Genomic DNA, 16,577 nt, shown 5'->3' with positions numbered 1-16,577 from the left:
TGCCGGCGACCCGGTGTCCGCAGGACGACGATGAGCACAGACCCTTCCACCCTACCGGCACCGCCCCCGGCGGCCGGCCGCTCCCCGCTGCCGCCCGTGCTGCTCGGTTTCGCGATCGACGTGTTGATCGCCGTCGGCCTGTTGCTCAGCCTGAGCGTGGCCGGCTTTGCGATCTGGGGTGCGATACGTGGCATCGGCTATGCGCAGGCCGCCAAGGCGCAGGGCCTGACGCCCTCCTCTGCCGACGTCATGGCCGCCATCGGCCAACCCGGGGTGATGGTGCAATTGCTCACCGCCCTGGTCAGCACCGCCACCCCAGCGGTGCTGCTGTACTACTGGCGTCGCCGCGCCACGTCCGTCGAACAGGCGGCCTCGCGGGCGGCTGCGCGACGGACCTCCACCTGGGGCTGGACCGCCCTGATCGCCGCCGCGGTCTTTGTGCTCAGCAATCTGGTTAGCGTGGCCGCCTCGGCACTGGGCATCAAACCCGTACCCACCAACTTGCCGCTGATGGAAGAAGCCATCCAGCAGTGGCCGCTGGCCCTGGCGCTGTTTGCGGTGGTCATCGCTCCAGCCTACGAAGAGCTCCTGTTCCGTCGCGTCCTGTTTGGCCGCCTGCTGGCTGCCGGCCGCCCCTGGCTTGGCATCGTCTTGAGCGGCGCACTGTTTGCGCTGGTGCATGAAGTCCCCGGCATCAGCGGCAATGGCCCGGCCGCCATCGCTCAGCTCTGGCTGATCTACGGCGGCATGGGCGCGGCATTTGCCTGGCTGTATTGGCGCACCGGCACGCTGTGGGCGCCCATCGCCGCGCACGGCATCAACAACGCCACCGCTCTGGCTGCCCTGTACTTTTTCGGAATCGGGTAAGCCAGCGCTGCGCCTCGGCCGGTGTCAGACCGTTGCGGTCAGTACCTGCGATCCGTCCGTCCCCCCGTACATCGCGATGCCGAGCGCGCCATTGGCGTTTATCTGATGGCCGTTGGCCACGTTTTGCTGGCCGATCCAGGCCGTTTGACGAAAAGTTAAGACGAGCCTGCCAAAATGGCCCGCATGATTCAGGGGGATCGAATGAAAGCCAGGTTGTTGATCGTTGTTGCCGTCCTCGCGTTGACGGCATGTGCCACCACTACGTCGCCAACCGGCCGCCGACAGGTGGTGGGTGGCGTGTCGCAAGAACAGCTCGACCAGCTGGGCGCGCAGTCGTTCGCGCAGACCAAGGCCAAGGAAAAAGTCAGCACCGACGGCAAGCAGAATGCTTACGTCCAGTGCGTGGTCAATGCACTGGTGGCGCAGTTGCCGCCGCAGTGGCGCGACACCAAGTGGGAGACGGCGCTGTTCGTCGACGACGAGGCCAATGCGTTCGCCCTGCCCGGCGGCAAGGTCGGGGTCAACACCGGCATCTTCACCGTTGCCAAGACCCAGGACCAACTGGCCGCCGTGCTGGGACACGAAATCGGGCATGTGATCTCGCGCCACCACGAGGAGCGCATCACCCGTCAGCTCGGCACACAGACCGGCCTGGGCATCATTGGCGCACTCGCTGGTGCGGCCTACGGCGACGGCGCGGCCAGCGCGGTGAATCAGGTCGGCGGCATGACCGCGCAGACCGTGTTCCTGCTGCCCGGGTCGCGGACCCAGGAGAGCGAAGCCGACGTGGTCGGTCAGCGCTTGATGGCGCAGGCCGGCTTCGACCCGGCTCAGGCGGTCACGCTGTGGCAGAACATGATGGCTGCCAGCGGCAACCGTCAGCCGCAATGGCTGTCTACCCACCCCGACCCGACCAACCGCATCCGCGAGCTGCAGGCCGACGTCAACCAGCTCGAACCGGTGTACCAGCAGGCACGGCAGGCCGGACGCGCCCCACGATGCGGCTAGGTCCTACTGCGGTGACGCTGCAATCGATGCTATCGGGCATTCAAGATCGCCAAGGTTGGCGCTGTATCGGCTCCTCGCATCGGCGTGCAGTGCCCACCGCACGCTCACTTCCGATGCCTTACCGTTAGCCGCCCTAAGCAACTGTCTCCTGTCCCGATTGACGCACCACAACATGGAAACCGTTTTCGGGAACTGAGACTTTCTGCTAAGTTTGCCGGCTCAGATTTTTCGTACAGCTTCCATTCCGCTTTTCGTACCGCCCAACGGCGGCTCGTCCGAGGTGAAACATGAAACTGCTCAACCGCAAGCAAGCCCTGTTGTCCCTGTTCATCGCAGCGTCCCTGGGCGGGGCTGTCGTCACCGATGCGGTCGCGCAGTCGGACCGCTCTTCCGAGCGCGCCGCGCGTAAGTCCAAGGGCAACGGCAAGGCCGAAGAGCTGTACCCGCAGTCGACCCGTCAGGCCCCGACGATCAAGCCGTCGTCCAAGTTGAGCAGCAAGCTGCAGAAGCTGATCGAAACCTTCAACAAGGGCGAGGACTACCCGGGCGTGCGCAGCCAGGCCGATGAAATCCTGGCCAACAGCGCTGCCAACGAAGCCGACAAGGCGCTCGCCGCCCAGCTCGCTGCGCAGGCCGCCTACAACCTGGACGATACCGCTGGCGCCAAGAAGTACCTGCAGCAGGCCATTGGCCTGAATGCGCTGGACAACAACGGCCAGTTCCAGTCGATGCTGATGCTGGCGCAGTTGCAGATGCAGGACGACCAGCAGGCCGAAGGTCTGGCCACGCTGGACAAGTATCTGGACGAGAGCAAGTCGCAGCGTCCAGAAGACCTGATCCTCAAGGGGCAGGCGCTATACCAGGCCGAGCGCTACAAGGAAGCGATTCCGGTGCTGAAGCAGGCCATCGCCGCCTCGCCCGAGCCGAAGGACACCTGGAACCAGCTCCTGATGGCGTCCTACGCCGAAGCCGGTCAGACCGGTGAAGCCGTGGCTGCCGCCGAGGCGCTGGCTGCCAAGACGCCCAACGACAAGAAAGCCCAGCTCAATCTGGCCAGCATGTACATGCAGGCCGATCAGATGGACAAGGCCGCCGGCGTCATGGACAAGCTGCGCGCAGCCGGTCAGTTGACCGAAGAAAAGGAATACAAGCAGTTGTATTCCATCTACGCCAACACCGAGAACAAGGAAAAGGATGTCATCGCGGTGATCAATGAAGGTATGCAAAAAGGCATCCTCAAGCCCGATTATCAGACATACCTTGCGCTGGCTCAGTCCTATTACTACGGCGAAGACGTGCCGAAGGCGATCGAGAACTGGCAGAAAGCCGCACCGCTTTCCAAGGACGGCGAGACCTATCTGAATCTGGCCAAGGTGCTGCATTCGGAAGGTCGCATCCCGGAGGCCAAGCAGGCCGCACAGCAGGCGATCGCCAAGGGCGTTAAAAAACCCGAAGACGCCAAGAAGATCATCAACCTGAAGTAAAAAAAGAAAATAAACCCCCGAAATCCCTGTGTTTTTAGTGGTTACAGGACTCGGGATTGGTATAAGCTTGGGAGTTCCTGCGGTGTCAAAGCCGTCCGAAAACCTGGGGATCATCACAGTGATCCGGGCCCCCACTGAAAGAGCCATTGGCGCATGACGGAACAACTCGTTATCCACAGGCATGACTATGATGCCGGGAACCAGGGTCTGAGCTGGGCCCGCATTATCGGTATTGCTTTTGTAATTGCCCTGCACCTCACTGCACTGATGATGTTGCTGATTCCTGCAGTGGCGCCGAAGGCTCCGGCAGAGAAGGAGCGCACCACCATGGTTACCCTGGTGGATGCACCGCCTCCTCCCCCGCCGCCGCCGCCGCCGCCGCCGCCGGAAGACAAGCCGCCACCGCCGGTCAAGAATCTGTCGCCGCCGAAGCCGTCACCGGTTCCGCCGCCGCCGGAAGCACCGGTTGTCGATGTTCCCGAACCGCGTCCCAGCGATATCGTCACGCCGCCGAGCCCACCGTCTCCGCCGCAACCGCCGAGTGACATCGGCGCCAGTGTCGATATCTCGTCCAAGAACATGAACCCGCCGAAGTACCCGCCAGCAGCGTTCCGTGCCGGCGTCCAAGGTGAGGTCATCCTGATCGTGGATGTGGATGCGAGCGGCAACGTGACCAATGTGTCGGTCGAAAAGTCCAGCCGCAACCGCGACCTTGACCGTGCCGCGATGGACGCAGCACGCAAGTGGAAGTTCAACGCCTCCACTGTCAACGGGCAGAAAGCCGCCGGACGTGTCCGCGTCCCGGTCAACTTTGCTCTGAACTGATCCCACGGGCCGGCCACGGCCGGCCCAGGATCCTGTCTTCCTTTCGCTCCACCCTTCATCACCACACACAACAAAGGTAAGCGTCATGCTGCAGGAATTCTTTATCGCCGCCGCTGCAGGGGGCTCCAATCCGTCGGCCGCACTTTCGCAGATGGGCTTCGAGCACCTGATCACCGAAATGACCTCGAGCCCGGGCGACTTTGCCGTGTCTTGGGTCGTGTTGATCACCCTGATCGCCATGTCCGCCGCCTCCTGGTACTGGACTGTCATCAACATCTTCCGCGCCACCCGCCTGAAGAGCGCGGCTGACCGCGTCACCACCGCGTTCTGGGATGCCCCGAATGCGCAGGACGCGATTCGCGCCATGGAAGAACAGCCGGCTTCCGAGCCGTTCTCGAAGATCGCGCTGGACGCAGCCCAGGCTGCTGCTCACCACCAGCGTGCCGAAGGCAGCACCGGTGGTCTGGGCGAGAGCCTGAGCCGTTCGGAGTTTGTCGACCGCGCCCTGCGTCAGGCCGTGACCCGCGAAAGCACCAAGCTGCAGTCGGGCATGACCCTGCTGGCCACCGTCGGTGCGACCGCGCCGTTCGTCGGTCTGCTCGGTACCGTGTGGGGCATCTACGGTGCGCTGATCAAGATCGGTGCAACCGGTTCGGCCTCCATCGACGCCGTTGCCGGCCCGGTGGGTGAAGCGCTGATCATGACCGCGATCGGTCTGTTCGTCGCCATCCCGGCCGTGTTCGCGTTCAACTTCTTCTCCAAGGTCAACAGCTCGGTGATCGCCAAGTTCGACACCTTTGCCCATGACCTGCACGACTTCTTCGCCACCGGTTCGCGCGTTCGCTAATCCGGTAGTAAAGAACGCCTTCGCAACGATTTAGACGGAGCCCGTTATGGCCTTCAGTAGTGGAAACAGCGGTGGCCCGATGGCCGACATCAATGTGACGCCCCTGGTGGACGTCATGCTGGTGCTGCTGATCATCTTCATCATTACGGCACCGCTGATGTCCCACAAGGTCAAGGTGGAGCTGCCAGAGGCCAACTTGATCCAGAAGGAAGATGCGGAGAAACGCGCCGCGCCGATCACTCTGGCCGTCAAGGAAGATGGGTCGCTGTACTGGAACGACGAGCCGATCTCCAAGGAAGCCCTGGAATCGCGCCTGTCCACCGCAGCACAGCAGACCCCGCAGCCGCCGCTCAACCTGCGCGGCGACCGCACGACCAAAATGCGTACGATCAACGAGATCACCAAGATCGCGCAGGGTCAGGGCATGTTGGACGTCGGTTTTGTTGCAACCAAAGTGAAGGGGCAGTAAGCCATGGCATTTAGTACTGGTGGAGGCCGTGGGCCGATGGCCGACATCAACGTCACGCCCCTCGTGGACGTGATGCTGGTGCTGCTGATCATCTTCATTGTGACCGCGCCGATCATGACGTATCCGATCGCCGTGGATCTGCCGCAGCGGGTGCTGAACCCGCCACCGCAGACGACTGAGCCGCCGCCGCCGATCGAGTTGCGTATCGACGCCAGCAACCAGGTGTTCTGGAACAACAGCCCGACGCCGGTTGATCAGTTGCAGCAGAAGATGGAAGAAGTGGTCCAGGCCGATCCGACCAATCAGCCGGAACTGCGCATCGATGCAAATCAGGATGCGGAGTACGAGGTGATGGCGAAGGTGCTGGCCGCTGCGAAGAACTCGCAGATGAAGAAAATCGGTTTCATGCAGCAGTAAACGCATCCGTAATACCGCAACACAACAGTCATGACGCGACTGCAACGCCACCGGAAACGGTGGCGTTTTTTTGTGCCTGCTCCTATGGGCTGGTGCCTGCGAATCTGCGATCTCACCGACGCGATCGCGTGCGAACAACAGATGGACACTTCGCCTTGCAGTGCGAGATACCGAGAGTCTGCAGCAGCGGTTTGATGCAGTGGATTATTCGTCGCAGATACGTGCGAACCGAAGCGAGTTTCTCGCTTCGAGATCCCCTTTGCTTCATCCGCAACGCTCGTTGAGGTGGTGGCGATTACCCATCATGCGGGCAAGACTGTGCATGCGTGTACAGACGTCTGGCGTTACGCAGAGACAACTAAAAGCCAGTTAGAGAGCAACGTCGGATGGGTACACATCTAATGCAACTGAAGGCGACTTTCTCGCTTCGAGATTCCCTTTGCTTAATCCGCACCGCTGGTTGAGTTGGTGGCGGTTACCCATCATGCGGGCAGGATGGTGCATGCGTGTACAGACGTCTGGCGTTACGCAGAGCCCAATGAAAGCCAGCTAGAGAGCAGCCTCGGATGTGCAGACATCACGGATCAACACGTTTAGGCGATCAGCTGGAAGCTAGTTAGCAACAACACATTGCATGCGGCCGGACCACGAACCCACACGTTTATGCCATCGGCTGTGCATCCGCTTGGACACGTGGTTCTTCGCAGAAACACCCCGCTCCCACGCTCAAGGCCGTTAGTGCTGAGACCTATCTCGATGCGTATTCCATGACGGCTTACCAGGTGTATGCTCGGCCATGCAGCACCCACGATCACAGCACCGGAGGCAGTCATGGCTTTCAGTACAGCAGGGACTCGGGGACCACTGGCGGAGATCAATGTCACGCCGCTGGTGGATGTCATGTTGGTGTTGTTGATCATCTTTATCGTCACCGCGCCGATGGTGACGCGCACGATGACGCTGGATCTGCCGCAGGCCACCCGCCAGCCGCGCGTGCCGCTGGAGCCGCCTGCACCGATCGCCTTGCGGCTTGATGCCGACGGCCAGGTGTTCTGGAATGCCAGCCCGGTGAGCTTGCAGGATCTGCAGCCGCGTTTGGTCGAACAGATGCGCGAGACGGCCGGCAATCAGCCAGAGCTACGTATCGCTGCCAACCAGGAGGCCGAATATGCGGTTCTGGCCAAGGTGCTGGCAGCAGCCAAGAATGCACAGGTAGAGCGCATCGCTTTCGTGCAATAGAGCGCAGAGGTGCCTGCGCCGTGCGGTGCAGGCGACCAGCAGGCTCTCTCGATGCGCTGCGTGAGCCGCATCGTGATGAATGTGGAGGCAGTGCAGCGCCGCTCGCCTATCTCACTGGCTTGCCGTGGCGCATCATTGGCAGCGTGATGGGCCGGCGGTCACACGCTGTGTGGGTTGATGCTCAGCAGCAGTAGCGGGGTGTCCATCGCCCGTCGTGGCGCCAGCCGGCGTTCCACCCTGCACTGGCTGTCTGCGGCCAACCGGCAGGATGGTGTTGCGTGAGCATTTGGCAGACCTAGAGCGGTTAACAGACTAGAGCTGCAGACACACCGCTTGCGCAGCGAACCAGCTGGCGCGGCTTGTGCTTGGTGCGGCATGTACCACACTGCATTCCAGTTCTGAGTACGCCGCGTAAACCCATCTGCCGACTGCTCACCACGTTCTGTTGGCAGTTTTTGGAAGGTGCACGCAGGCGTCGCTGCAATGTGCATCGCCTACCGCCACCAGCCAGTGCGCCGCGCAACGTTGGCAAACCAAACACCGAATAGGAAAATACCGCTACGAAAACCGCGCGCAGTGGCCTACGCCTGCGTGCCGACGCCGCGCAGCAGCTGCACATATGCCCGCACGGTCGCATCCAGGCCTGCATACAAGGCCTCGCTGATGAGCGCATGGCCGATCGACACTTCCAGCACGCCGGGCACGGCGGCGAGAAAATCGCCAAGGTTGGCTTGCGACAGATCATGCCCCGCATTGATTCCCAAGCCTGCGGCGGTGGCACGTCGCGCGGCGTCGGCAAACAGGGCCAATTCGGTCTGCGGCTGCCCGCTGGCATGCGCGTGCGCGTACGGACCGGTGTACAACTCGATACGGTCCGCACCCAGTGCGGCAGCCTGGTCAAGATGTGGATTGCCGGCATCCACAAACAGGCTGACGCGGCTGCCGAGCGCCTTGAACGCAGCGATCAGTTCGCCAAGCTGCGCGGTGTCCTGCGCAAAATCGAAACCGTGGTCGGAGGTCAGCTGCCCATCGCTGTCGGGTACCAGGGTGACCTGCTCCGGGCGTGTGCCACCGCATAGCTCCAGCAGCCCGGGATAGCCTGCGCGCGGCGGTGCAAACGGGTTGCCTTCGATATTGAATTCGACGCCGTGCTCGCGCGTGAGCGCGCTCAGTGCCAGCACATCGTCGGCGCGGATATGCCGCTGATCCGGACGCGGATGCACGGTAATGCCGTGCGCGCCAGCGGCGATGCAGGTGCGGGCCGCCTGTACCACGTCCGGGTCGTGCCCACCGCGGGAGTTGCGCACCACCGCGATCTTGTTGACGTTGACGCTGAGCTGGGTGGTCACGACATCGTTCTCTACGCTTGCGGCTCGCCGTCGCGGGATGCTGCCAGCGCTGCGGCCTTGCGGGCCTCGGCCAGCTCGCGCAGCCGGCGCAGTTCGGCCGGGTCGATCATGCTGCTGGTGTCGCGCTGGGTATCGTCCATGCGCGCGGCGAACCAGCCGCGGGTCCACAACAACAGCAGCAGCAACGCCACCAATAGCGACACCACCAGCAACCACACGTGCGGCGTGCTGAAAGCCAGCACCAGCGCACCCAGTGCCATAAGCAGAAACAGCCAGTGCATGACGAGCTCCCCAATGAGTGGCGGCAGTGTAGCGCCGCGCTCGCTCTGGTTCCACGTGGGACCGGTGACGCTCAGAGCAACGGCGACAGCAGCCGTGCGAAGGCTTCGGGCAGGCGCGAGCGCCAGAGCGGACGGCGATGCACAAAGCGCACTTCCTGCGCCTGTTGCATGTCGGTGTCGATCATCCCGGCCAGCTCGGCGGACACCGCCTGGTCGCGGAACAGCATCGACAGCTCGAAATTCAGCCGGAAGCTGCGGCTGTCGAAATTGGCGCTGCCGACAATGCAGACCTCGTCGTCGGCCAGCAGCGCCTTGGTGTGCAGCATGCGCGGGCCGTACTCGTAGATGCGCACGCCAGCTTCGAGCAGTTCGTCGAAATACGAGCGCGCGGCATAGGTGACCAGGCGCGAGTCGCTGACGCGCGGCACCAGCAGGCGCACGTCCAGGCCGCCCAGCGCGGCCGAGGTCAGCGCCATGCGCGCGGCCTCGCCGGGAACGAAATACGGCGTGACCAGCCAGACCCGGTGCTTGGCCTCGTGGATGGCGGCGACCATCAGCCGGTGGATGGCTTCCCACGAGGAATCCGGGCCGGACACCAGCACCTGTGCATCCACCGTGCCCTGCGCCCGCATGGGCACGTCTTCAGGCCAGAGCTGCTGGCCGTGGAAGGCGGCGCGCTCCTGCCGGGTGGCATACAGCCAGTCTTCCAGGAAGACCAGCTGCAGGCTGCGCACCACGTGGCCTTGCAGGCGCACATGCAGGTCGCGGTACGCATCGCTGCGCACCTGCTCGTTCTCTTCGTCGGTGACGTTGATGCCACCGGTGAAGCCGATACGGCCGTCGACCACCAGCAGCTTGCGGTGGGTACGCAGGTTCAGCCACGGCCGCTTGAAGGGCTTGAGGAACTGCGATGGATGGAACCAGGCGGTTTCCACGCCCGCATCGCGCAGCGTGCGCAGGGCGCGCCGGGTCATCGCCGAGGAGCCGATCGCGTCCATCAACAAGCGCACCTTCACCCCGGCGCGGGCGCGTTCCATCAGCGCATCGCAGATCGCGGTGCCGCTGTGGTCGGGCTGGAAGATGTAGTACTCCAGATGGATGTGGTCGCGAGCGCTGCGGATCGCTTCGATGATGGCCGCATACGTCGCCGCGCCATCCACCAGCCAATGCACTTCGGTGGCGCTGCTCGGCGCCAGCCCGGTGGTGGACTGGGCGATCTTGGCCAGCTCGGTGCAATCGGCATCCGGCGGGCAGACGCTGCTGTAGCTTTCCATGCCCGAACGCGAGCGCCCGCGCCGCAGCCGCTGGCGCTTCACTTTTTGCGGACCGAGCCAGTAATAGATCAGCAGGCCCAGGTACGGCAGCGCGGCCAACGACAGCACCCAACTCAGCGTGGCCACCGGCTCGCGCTTCTGCAGCACGATCCAGCTGGCGATCCACAGCAGGTAGAGCACGTAGGCGGCGAGAAGGAGCGCTTCGAGATGGGGAATGTTGGCCAGCCAATCCCACGCGCCCTGAGCAAGTGCGAGCATGCGCGGATTCTACGGCGCGTGCGCCTTGCTGCGATGACCGTGGCGCCAATGCCGTGGTGCATCGACACCGGCCTGAAAGCTTCATTGTGTCGAACGCCTGGTCGCGGCGTATGAGACCTGCCGGTCGTACGATGCGCCGATGGCAAGCGCAATCAAGGGCCGGGGTGCGACCGGTTATCTGCCCGGACGGTTCGAGGTCACCACCGAGCAGGCGGTGGACGATGGCTGGCACGTGGACAACAGCGAGGAGTTCGCTGCGGGCGTGCTGCGCACGCAGGTCACCGAGGAAACCGCGCGCAGCATCATCAGCCGCAACCAGTCGCCGGACATCGGCTTCTCGCAATCGGTCAACCCATATCGCGGCTGCGAGCACGGCTGCAGTTACTGCTTTGCGCGGCCCTCGCACGCGTATCTCAATCTGTCGCCCGGGCTGGATTTCGAGACCAAGCTGTTCGCCAAGACCAACGCACCGGACCTGCTGCGGCGTGAGTTGGCGCGGCCAAGCTATGTGCCCAGCCCGATCGCGCTGGGCATCAATACCGATGCGTATCAGCCGATCGAGCGCAAGCGCGCACTGACGCGGCAATTGATCGAAGTACTGTGGGAAACGCGGCATCCGTTCACGCTGATCACCAAAAATGCGTTGGTGACGCGCGATCTGGATCTGCTTGCACCGTTGGCGCGCGAGAATTTGGTCAACGTGTATTTTTCGGTGACCACGTTGGACCCGCAGGTGTCGGCCAAGTTGGAGCCGCGCGCCTCCGCACCGCATGCGCGTCTGCGCGCGATGCGCACCTTGCACGAGGCCGGCGTGCCGGTGGGCGTGATGGCCGCGCCGGTGATTCCGTGGATCAACGACCATGAGCTGGAAGCGATTCTGCAGGCCGCTGCCGACGCGGGTGCGAGCAGTGCCGGCTATGTGCTGCTGCGGCTGCCGCACGAAGTGGCGCCCTTGTTCCGCGACTGGCTGCAGACCCATCACCCGCAGCGCGCCGCGCATGTGATGAGCACCATCCAGCAGCTACGCGGCGGCAAGGACTACGACAGCAGCTTCGGCACCCGCTTCCGTGGGCAAGGCGTGTATGCCGACCTGCTGGCGCGCCGCTTTGCGCTCGCGCATCGCCGCGCAGGATTCGAGACGCGCGCGATGCCGGCACTGGACTGCAGCGCCTTCCGCCGCCCTGCTCCGCCGGCCAAGCCGGTGCCCGACTCGCCGCAGGGGCAGTTGTTTTAGCTGCCGGGATTGGGGAGTTGGGATTTGGGATTCGCAACGGCAGTGGCGCTTCTACCGATCAGTTCCGCTTGGCTGCCATGCAACAAGGGCAATGTCTGCGGCGGTCTGGCTGATCGCGTCGAACGTATTGCCGTCACTTACGGCAGCGCGTGTCATTCCAGACGGCTGTTCTGGCAGTAGCGATCAGCCATAGGAATGAAAGCCGCCAGGCAACAGCAACGACGCGCCGCCGTTGCCGTTGCGATTCCCCACTCCCGATTCCCTATTCCCCGCCGTAAAGCGCCTGCGCCGATTGGAACAGGATCCAGCTGGTGGCGATGAATTTGTCGCCGCCGACCGGGCGGTTGCCGCGGTGGGTGTGGGTGAAGGCAGTCGGGGCGATCAACAGGCTGCCGGTGCGCGGGCGGGCCTTGCGTTGCTGGAACAGGAATTCGGTTTCGCCTTGTTCGAAGTCTTCGTTGAGGTACAGCGTCCACAGCAGGTGCCGATGCAACGTGTCGGCGCTGGCATCGCGTGGATACAGCTCGCAATGCCAATACGGGTAGCCGCCCTGGTCGGCGGTGTACCACTGCAGATTGATCGCGCCCGGACGCAGGCAGGTGCGCGCCAGATCGCCCAGCGCCTGGTCGCTCATCTGCGCGATGTCCTCTGCCACCAGCCGATGCGGTGTGCCGTCGGCGGTGGTGACCTGCAGCATCAACGGCGAAATCAGCGCCTGCGGATACTGGCGCAGATAGGTCAGCACACCGTCGAACACCGCCTGTTGCAGGCGGCTTTCCACTTCGGCCCACTCGGCCACACCGCTGATGCGTAGATCGCGGCTGTGTTTGAGTTCGGGAAACACGCCGCCACCGATGCGGCCCGGATGCAGCTGCTGACTGTCGCGCATGCGCTGCACGATCGCGGCGCAATCGGCGGCCGCAACGGCGTTGTCGGTGATCTGGATAAAGTCGGGTTGGCTCATGCGCACGACCATAGCAATGTAAACGCGCTGCGGTAAGCAGCGTGATCGAAGGATTTCCAATGCGTCGAGCCTCCTGCATTGACGCTCAGAAGTCCGCGCGCCTTCGATCACCGTGCTGGGTTGGCGGAATGTCGCCCATCACTGATCGCCGTCGCTTTGTTATGTCGGCGGCATCGCGCTGTGATTGCGGAGATGACGTAGCCCCGAACGGCCAGCAGCAAGATCACCGCGCGACGCGTCCGTCGATGCAGCTTATCGGCCCAGCCGCCCAGTGTGCCCCCGCACCATGCCAACGCACAGCCGACCAAAGAAAAACCCCGCCGAAGCGGGGTTTTTCATCACACAACACGGTTTGCGACGATCAGAACTTGTAGTTGATCGAGGCAGCCAGGATGTTGCCCTGCACATCGTAGCTACCCGCCAGGCGGTCGCCGGTGGCGCTGCGGGTGTCGCTGGTGGGGTCGCTGACAAACAGGTGGGTGTAACCGAAGTTGTATTCGGCCTGCTGCGACGGACGCCAGCTCAGACCCAGCGAGACCCACTTGCGGCTGGCATCGGGCACGCGCACGTCACGGTGCTCGGCGGTGGTCGGGGTCTGGTCGTAGGCCAGGCCGCCACGCAGGGTCAGCGTTTCGCTCATGCGGTAGTCGGCACCGATCGAGGCGAAGGTGGTGTCGCGGTAGGAGAAGTCCAGCACGCTGTTGGGCTGATTGGACGCGAAGTCCACGGTCACCTGGTCGAACTTGCTCCAGGCGGTGCGGGTGACGTCGGCCATGATCGACCACTGCTCGTTCACGTTGTGCGTGAAGCTGGCGGTGGCGCTGGCGGGCAGCGTGACGGTGGCACGGCCCTTGGTGTCGATGAAGGTGCCCGGTGCGGCGACGCCCAACACGGCAGCGGCATTACCCGGCGTGGTGAAGTCGGCATCACCGTCGGTGATCTTGTGCTCCACTTCCGAGCGGTAGCTGAAGCCGATGTGGGTGTTCTCATCGATGCTGAACAAGCCACCGAGGGTGAAGCCCACTTCGGTGCTGTTGCCCTTGATGCGCGAGTAGCCGTCGGCGCTGCCCGGCGCAAAGCCCGGCACGCGACGCGCAGCAAGGATGCTGCCGAAATCCACCGCGTTGCCCAGATCGATATCCAGACGCTCGGCGAACACCGAGGCGCCGAAGGACACGTACGGGTTCACGTCGTAGGAGAACGCGACGTTGAAGTCGATCGCCTGCAGCTCAGTCTTGGTGCCGTGGTAGCGGCCCACCCAGTCACGGTCGTATTCGGTCTTGAAGCCGAACGGCACGGTGAGCGAGGTGCCAAGGTGCATGTTGTTGTTCTCGCCGAACGGCACGTGGAAATACATCGCCGGGACCGGCGCGATGGTGCCAGCGTCGCCGCCGTTGCCGCCGGACACCGGGGCGCCGTTGGCGTAGGTGCCGCTCTCGGGCTTGAACTTGGCCGAGAAGTGGATGGCGCTGACGTCGGCCTGGAACAGGCGACCGTCCAGCTGGCGCATGCCGGCCGGGTTGTTGACGATGATCGAGGCGTCGTCCGGGGCGCTGCCCGAACCTGCGAATGCGCGGCCGAGGCCCTTGGCGCTGTTTTCCTTCAGCTGGAATGCGGCGCCGTGCGCCTGGCCAACGGCCAGAACGCCAGCGATACCAACAGCCAGCAGGGTGGCGCGGCTCAGAGTGGAAGCGGTAGACATGAGTTGTAGCTCTCCGGATAAAGACTGCAATGGTCGGTTCAGCGCCCGCGCCCAGCACCAATCCAGTGCCTGGAGCGCGCCGGAGACCCCCCCCCGACATACGACGCCGTACGCAGTATACCCACCACGATTAACCGAACAATAACGACTTGCGTCCTGAACACGCGGTTGGGTTGGGGCTGGGTTCAGGCCCGTGGACCGGCTATTGTGCGTCTCCGATGTTCGTTTCCCTCCCCTCCCGCAAGAAACCCACCCCGCGCTGGGCGGTGCCGCTGTTGTTCGCCACGGTGTGGCTGGCCTATCTGTGGTCGATCAGCCGGCCGGGCGAAGCGCGCAATACGCTGTGGCTGGATTGGGGCGCGCTGTCCAGTGGCGTCTCCAATCTGGGCGACTGGTGGGCGACCTTGCGCGATGGCAGCGTGCTGCGGCTGTTCACGGCGTTGTTCCTGCACGCCGATTGGTCGCATCTGCTCGGCAATCTGGTGTTCCTGCTGATCTTCGGGCTGCCGGCCGAGCGCATCTTGGGGCCGTGGCGCTTGCTGCTGCTGTTTCTGGTGGGCGGCGCGGCCTCCAACCTGGCGGCGATCTTTGCGATCGGCACACCGGACCGGGTGATCATCGGTGCCTCCGGCGCGGTGTCGGCGTTGATCGGTACCTACCTGGCGTTGTTTCCCGGCGCCAAGCTGGGTGTGGTGCTGCCGCTGGGGCTGTTTCTGGAATTCATCCGCGTGCCGGCACCGTTGCTGATCGGTGCCTGGGCACTGCTGCAGGTGGTGTTCGCCTATATCGGCCCGGCGTTCGGCATGGTGGCGTGGTCGGCGCACATCGCCGGCTTCCTGTTCGGCATCGTCTACGGGCTGTATGTGCGTGCTGCCATCGCGCGACGGTTGCGCAAGCGCCACGGGTTTTAGCGCGGCAAGCGACGCATCGGGGACGCGGGCGTGTGGCGGCGCGTGTGCGTGTGGCGGGCCAACGCGCGTACGCTGCGTCCATCGCAATGGCGCGCCTATAATCGGTGCATGTCCAAGCCCTTGTACAAAGTCACCTTTCTCAATCACGGCAAGGTGTACGAGCTCTACGCGCACGAAGTGACCGGCAGCCATCTGTGGGGCTTCAACCAGATCGGTGAGCTGGTATTCGACGTGCACGACGGCCTGGTGGTGGATCCCACCGAAGAACGCCTGCGCGAAGAGTTCGGCAATACCAAGACCTTGCACCTGCCGATGCAGAGCATCGTGCGTATCGAAGAAGTGGAAAAGAAAGGCCAGTCGGTGATCCGCGATGCCACCACCGGCGACAAGGTGGTGGCCTTTCCGGTGCCGACCAAGCCACGTTGATGCGCATTCTGGTGCCCGACGATTACCAGGGCGCAGTACGTCAGCTGCCCTGTCTGCAGCGGCTGCAGGGCCATGATGTGCAGGTGCTCGGTGCATTGGCCACCGATCCCAACGAATGGGCCGAGCGCCTGGTCGAAGCCGATGCGCTGGTGCTGATCCGCGAGCGCACCCGCGTGGATGCGACGCTGTTGCGGCGGTTGCCGCGGCTCAAGCTGATCAGCCAGACCGGGCGCGTGGGCACGCATGTGGATGTGGCCGCGTGTACCGAGTTCGGGGTGGCGGTGGCTGAGGGCGTCGGCTCGCCGGTGGCGCCGGCCGAGCTGACCTGGGCGCTGATCCTGTCGGCCAGCCGCCGCCTGACCGAGTATCAGCGCGCGTTGCACCAGGGCCGCTGGCAGGCGGTCGGCGACCCCGGTCTGGGCCGATCGCTGCATGGGCGCACGCTGGGCATCTGGAGTTATGGGCGCATCGGTCAACGTGTGGCCGGGTTCGGGCGCGCGTTCGGCATGCAGGTGCTGGTCTGGGGTGGCGAAGCATCGTGCGCGCAGGCCGCGCGCGATGGGTACGCGATTGCGGCCAGTCGCCAGGAGCTGTTCGAGCGCAGCGATGTGCTGTCGTTGCATCGCCGGCTCACCGCGCAGACGCGCCATCAGGTAACTGCGCAGGATCTTGGCCACATGCGCACCGATGCCTTGCTGGTCAACACCAGCCGCGCCGAATTACTCGCGCCCGGCGCATTGCTGGGCGCACTGGATGCCGGCCGGCCCGGGCAGGCGGCGGTGGATGTGTTCGAGCGCGAGCCGGTGCAGGACCCGCGCGACCCGCTCCTGCAGCACCCGCGCCTGCTGGCCACACCGCACCTGGGGTATGTGGAACGCGACAGCTACGCGCTGTACTTCGAAGCGGCCTTCGACAATGTGCTGGCCTTTGCTGCGGGCACCCCGCGCAATCTGGTCAATCCGGAAGTGCTGGCGATGACGCGCTAGCGCGTGTTTCGCGTGATGAATCGAACCACGCATGCG

General features: G+C 64.0%; 18 protein-coding genes. 12 read left to right on the top strand and 6 right to left on the bottom strand.

Annotation, left to right across the window (positions count from 1 at the left end; genetic code table 11):
* Positions 1-30: 30 nt before the first annotated feature.
* Positions 31-867, top strand: coding sequence for a CPBP family intramembrane glutamic endopeptidase (locus RQH86_RS18050; protein WP_311260623.1), 837 nt, complete (start codon positions 31-33; stop codon positions 865-867).
* Between the two features lie 24 nt (positions 868-891).
* Here the strand turns inward: RQH86_RS18050 and RQH86_RS18045 are convergent, their stop codons facing one another.
* A complete protein-coding gene (locus tag RQH86_RS18045) occupies positions 892-1,173 on the bottom strand; it encodes a hypothetical protein (RefSeq protein ID WP_311238182.1) in 282 nt (93 codons plus the stop codon).
* On the opposite strand from RQH86_RS18045, the gene RQH86_RS18040 reads away from it, so the two are divergent.
* The 7 genes from RQH86_RS18040 (at position 1,069) to RQH86_RS18010 (ending at position 7,156) form a co-directional block, all read left to right on the top strand.
* Positions 1,069-1,875, top strand: a complete 807-nt coding sequence (locus tag RQH86_RS18040) for a M48 family metallopeptidase (RefSeq protein WP_055852573.1) — start codon at positions 1,069-1,071, stop codon at positions 1,873-1,875. The two genes, RQH86_RS18045 and RQH86_RS18040, sit on opposite strands and share 105 nt — an antisense overlap.
* A gap of 287 nt (positions 1,876-2,162) precedes the next feature.
* Positions 2,163-3,359: a tetratricopeptide repeat protein gene (locus RQH86_RS18035; RefSeq protein WP_055852575.1), complete on the top strand. Its 1,197-nt coding sequence runs from the start codon at positions 2,163-2,165 to the stop codon at positions 3,357-3,359.
* 267 nt (positions 3,360-3,626) lie between these two features.
* Positions 3,627-4,184 carry an energy transducer TonB gene (locus RQH86_RS18030; protein WP_029218135.1) on the top strand — a complete coding sequence of 186 codons (558 nt, stop codon included), beginning with the start codon at positions 3,627-3,629 and terminating at the stop codon, positions 4,182-4,184.
* Between the two features lie 85 nt (positions 4,185-4,269).
* Complete coding sequence (exbB, locus tag RQH86_RS18025) at positions 4,270-5,031, top strand: TonB-system energizer ExbB (protein ID WP_005912445.1); 762 nt, start codon at positions 4,270-4,272, stop codon at positions 5,029-5,031.
* A 46-nt stretch (positions 5,032-5,077) separates the two neighbouring features.
* Positions 5,078-5,500 (top strand): biopolymer transporter ExbD, encoded by a 423-nt coding sequence (locus RQH86_RS18020; RefSeq protein ID WP_005912447.1) that lies wholly within the window; start codon positions 5,078-5,080, stop codon positions 5,498-5,500.
* 3 nt (positions 5,501-5,503) lie between these two features.
* Positions 5,504-5,917, top strand: a complete 414-nt coding sequence (locus tag RQH86_RS18015) for a biopolymer transporter ExbD (RefSeq protein WP_055852577.1) — start codon at positions 5,504-5,506, stop codon at positions 5,915-5,917.
* Between the two features lie 831 nt (positions 5,918-6,748).
* Positions 6,749-7,156, top strand: coding sequence for a biopolymer transporter ExbD (locus tag RQH86_RS18010; protein WP_311238175.1), 408 nt, complete (start codon positions 6,749-6,751; stop codon positions 7,154-7,156).
* 581 nt (positions 7,157-7,737) lie between these two features.
* On the opposite strand, the gene RQH86_RS18005 is transcribed toward RQH86_RS18010, so the two are convergent.
* From RQH86_RS18005 to cls, 3 genes are all read right to left on the bottom strand, one after another.
* Positions 7,738-8,505, bottom strand: coding sequence for a pyridoxine 5'-phosphate synthase (locus RQH86_RS18005; RefSeq protein WP_311238174.1), 768 nt, complete (start codon positions 8,503-8,505; stop codon positions 7,738-7,740).
* A gap of 11 nt (positions 8,506-8,516) precedes the next feature.
* Complete coding sequence (locus tag RQH86_RS18000) at positions 8,517-8,786, bottom strand: hypothetical protein (protein WP_055852586.1); 270 nt, start codon at positions 8,784-8,786, stop codon at positions 8,517-8,519.
* A gap of 71 nt (positions 8,787-8,857) precedes the next feature.
* Entirely contained in the window at positions 8,858-10,318 is a 1,461-nt protein-coding gene (gene cls, locus RQH86_RS17995) for a cardiolipin synthase (protein ID WP_311238173.1), read from the bottom strand.
* A gap of 139 nt (positions 10,319-10,457) precedes the next feature.
* Here cls and RQH86_RS17990 point away from each other — a divergent pair, with 139 nt between their 5' ends.
* Positions 10,458-11,552: a PA0069 family radical SAM protein gene (locus RQH86_RS17990; RefSeq protein ID WP_311238172.1), complete on the top strand. Its 1,095-nt coding sequence runs from the start codon at positions 10,458-10,460 to the stop codon at positions 11,550-11,552.
* A 262-nt stretch (positions 11,553-11,814) separates the two neighbouring features.
* Here RQH86_RS17990 and RQH86_RS17985 read toward each other — a convergent pair whose 3' ends face one another.
* The gene (locus RQH86_RS17985) at positions 11,815-12,516 is read right to left on the bottom strand and encodes a 2OG-Fe(II) oxygenase (RefSeq protein ID WP_055852961.1); all 702 of its coding nucleotides are present in this window, start codon (positions 12,514-12,516) and stop codon (positions 11,815-11,817) included.
* 361 nt (positions 12,517-12,877) lie between these two features.
* Complete coding sequence (locus RQH86_RS17980) at positions 12,878-14,218, bottom strand: outer membrane protein transport protein (RefSeq protein ID WP_115514784.1); 1,341 nt, start codon at positions 14,216-14,218, stop codon at positions 12,878-12,880.
* A gap of 218 nt (positions 14,219-14,436) precedes the next feature.
* Between RQH86_RS17980 and RQH86_RS17975 the strand changes: the two genes are divergently transcribed.
* The 3 genes from RQH86_RS17975 (at position 14,437) to RQH86_RS17965 (ending at position 16,541) form a co-directional block, all read left to right on the top strand.
* Positions 14,437-15,129: a rhomboid family intramembrane serine protease gene (locus RQH86_RS17975; RefSeq protein ID WP_046962787.1), complete on the top strand. Its 693-nt coding sequence runs from the start codon at positions 14,437-14,439 to the stop codon at positions 15,127-15,129.
* A gap of 108 nt (positions 15,130-15,237) precedes the next feature.
* Positions 15,238-15,555, top strand: a complete 318-nt coding sequence (locus RQH86_RS17970) for a DUF1820 family protein (RefSeq protein ID WP_055852962.1) — start codon at positions 15,238-15,240, stop codon at positions 15,553-15,555.
* Entirely contained in the window at positions 15,555-16,541 is a 987-nt protein-coding gene (locus tag RQH86_RS17965; RefSeq protein ID WP_311238171.1) for a D-2-hydroxyacid dehydrogenase family protein, read from the top strand. Before RQH86_RS17970 ends, RQH86_RS17965 begins: the two co-directional genes overlap by 1 nt.
* The last annotated feature ends 36 nt before the right edge of the window (positions 16,542-16,577 follow it).

Source organism: Xanthomonas sp. WCS2018Noco2-27, from assembly GCF_031843525.1.
Taxonomy (GTDB): Bacteria; Pseudomonadota; Gammaproteobacteria; order Xanthomonadales; family Xanthomonadaceae; genus Xanthomonas.
The sequence above is the reverse complement of the archived record's forward strand: the minus strand, read 5'-3'. Positions and strand labels throughout refer to the sequence as shown.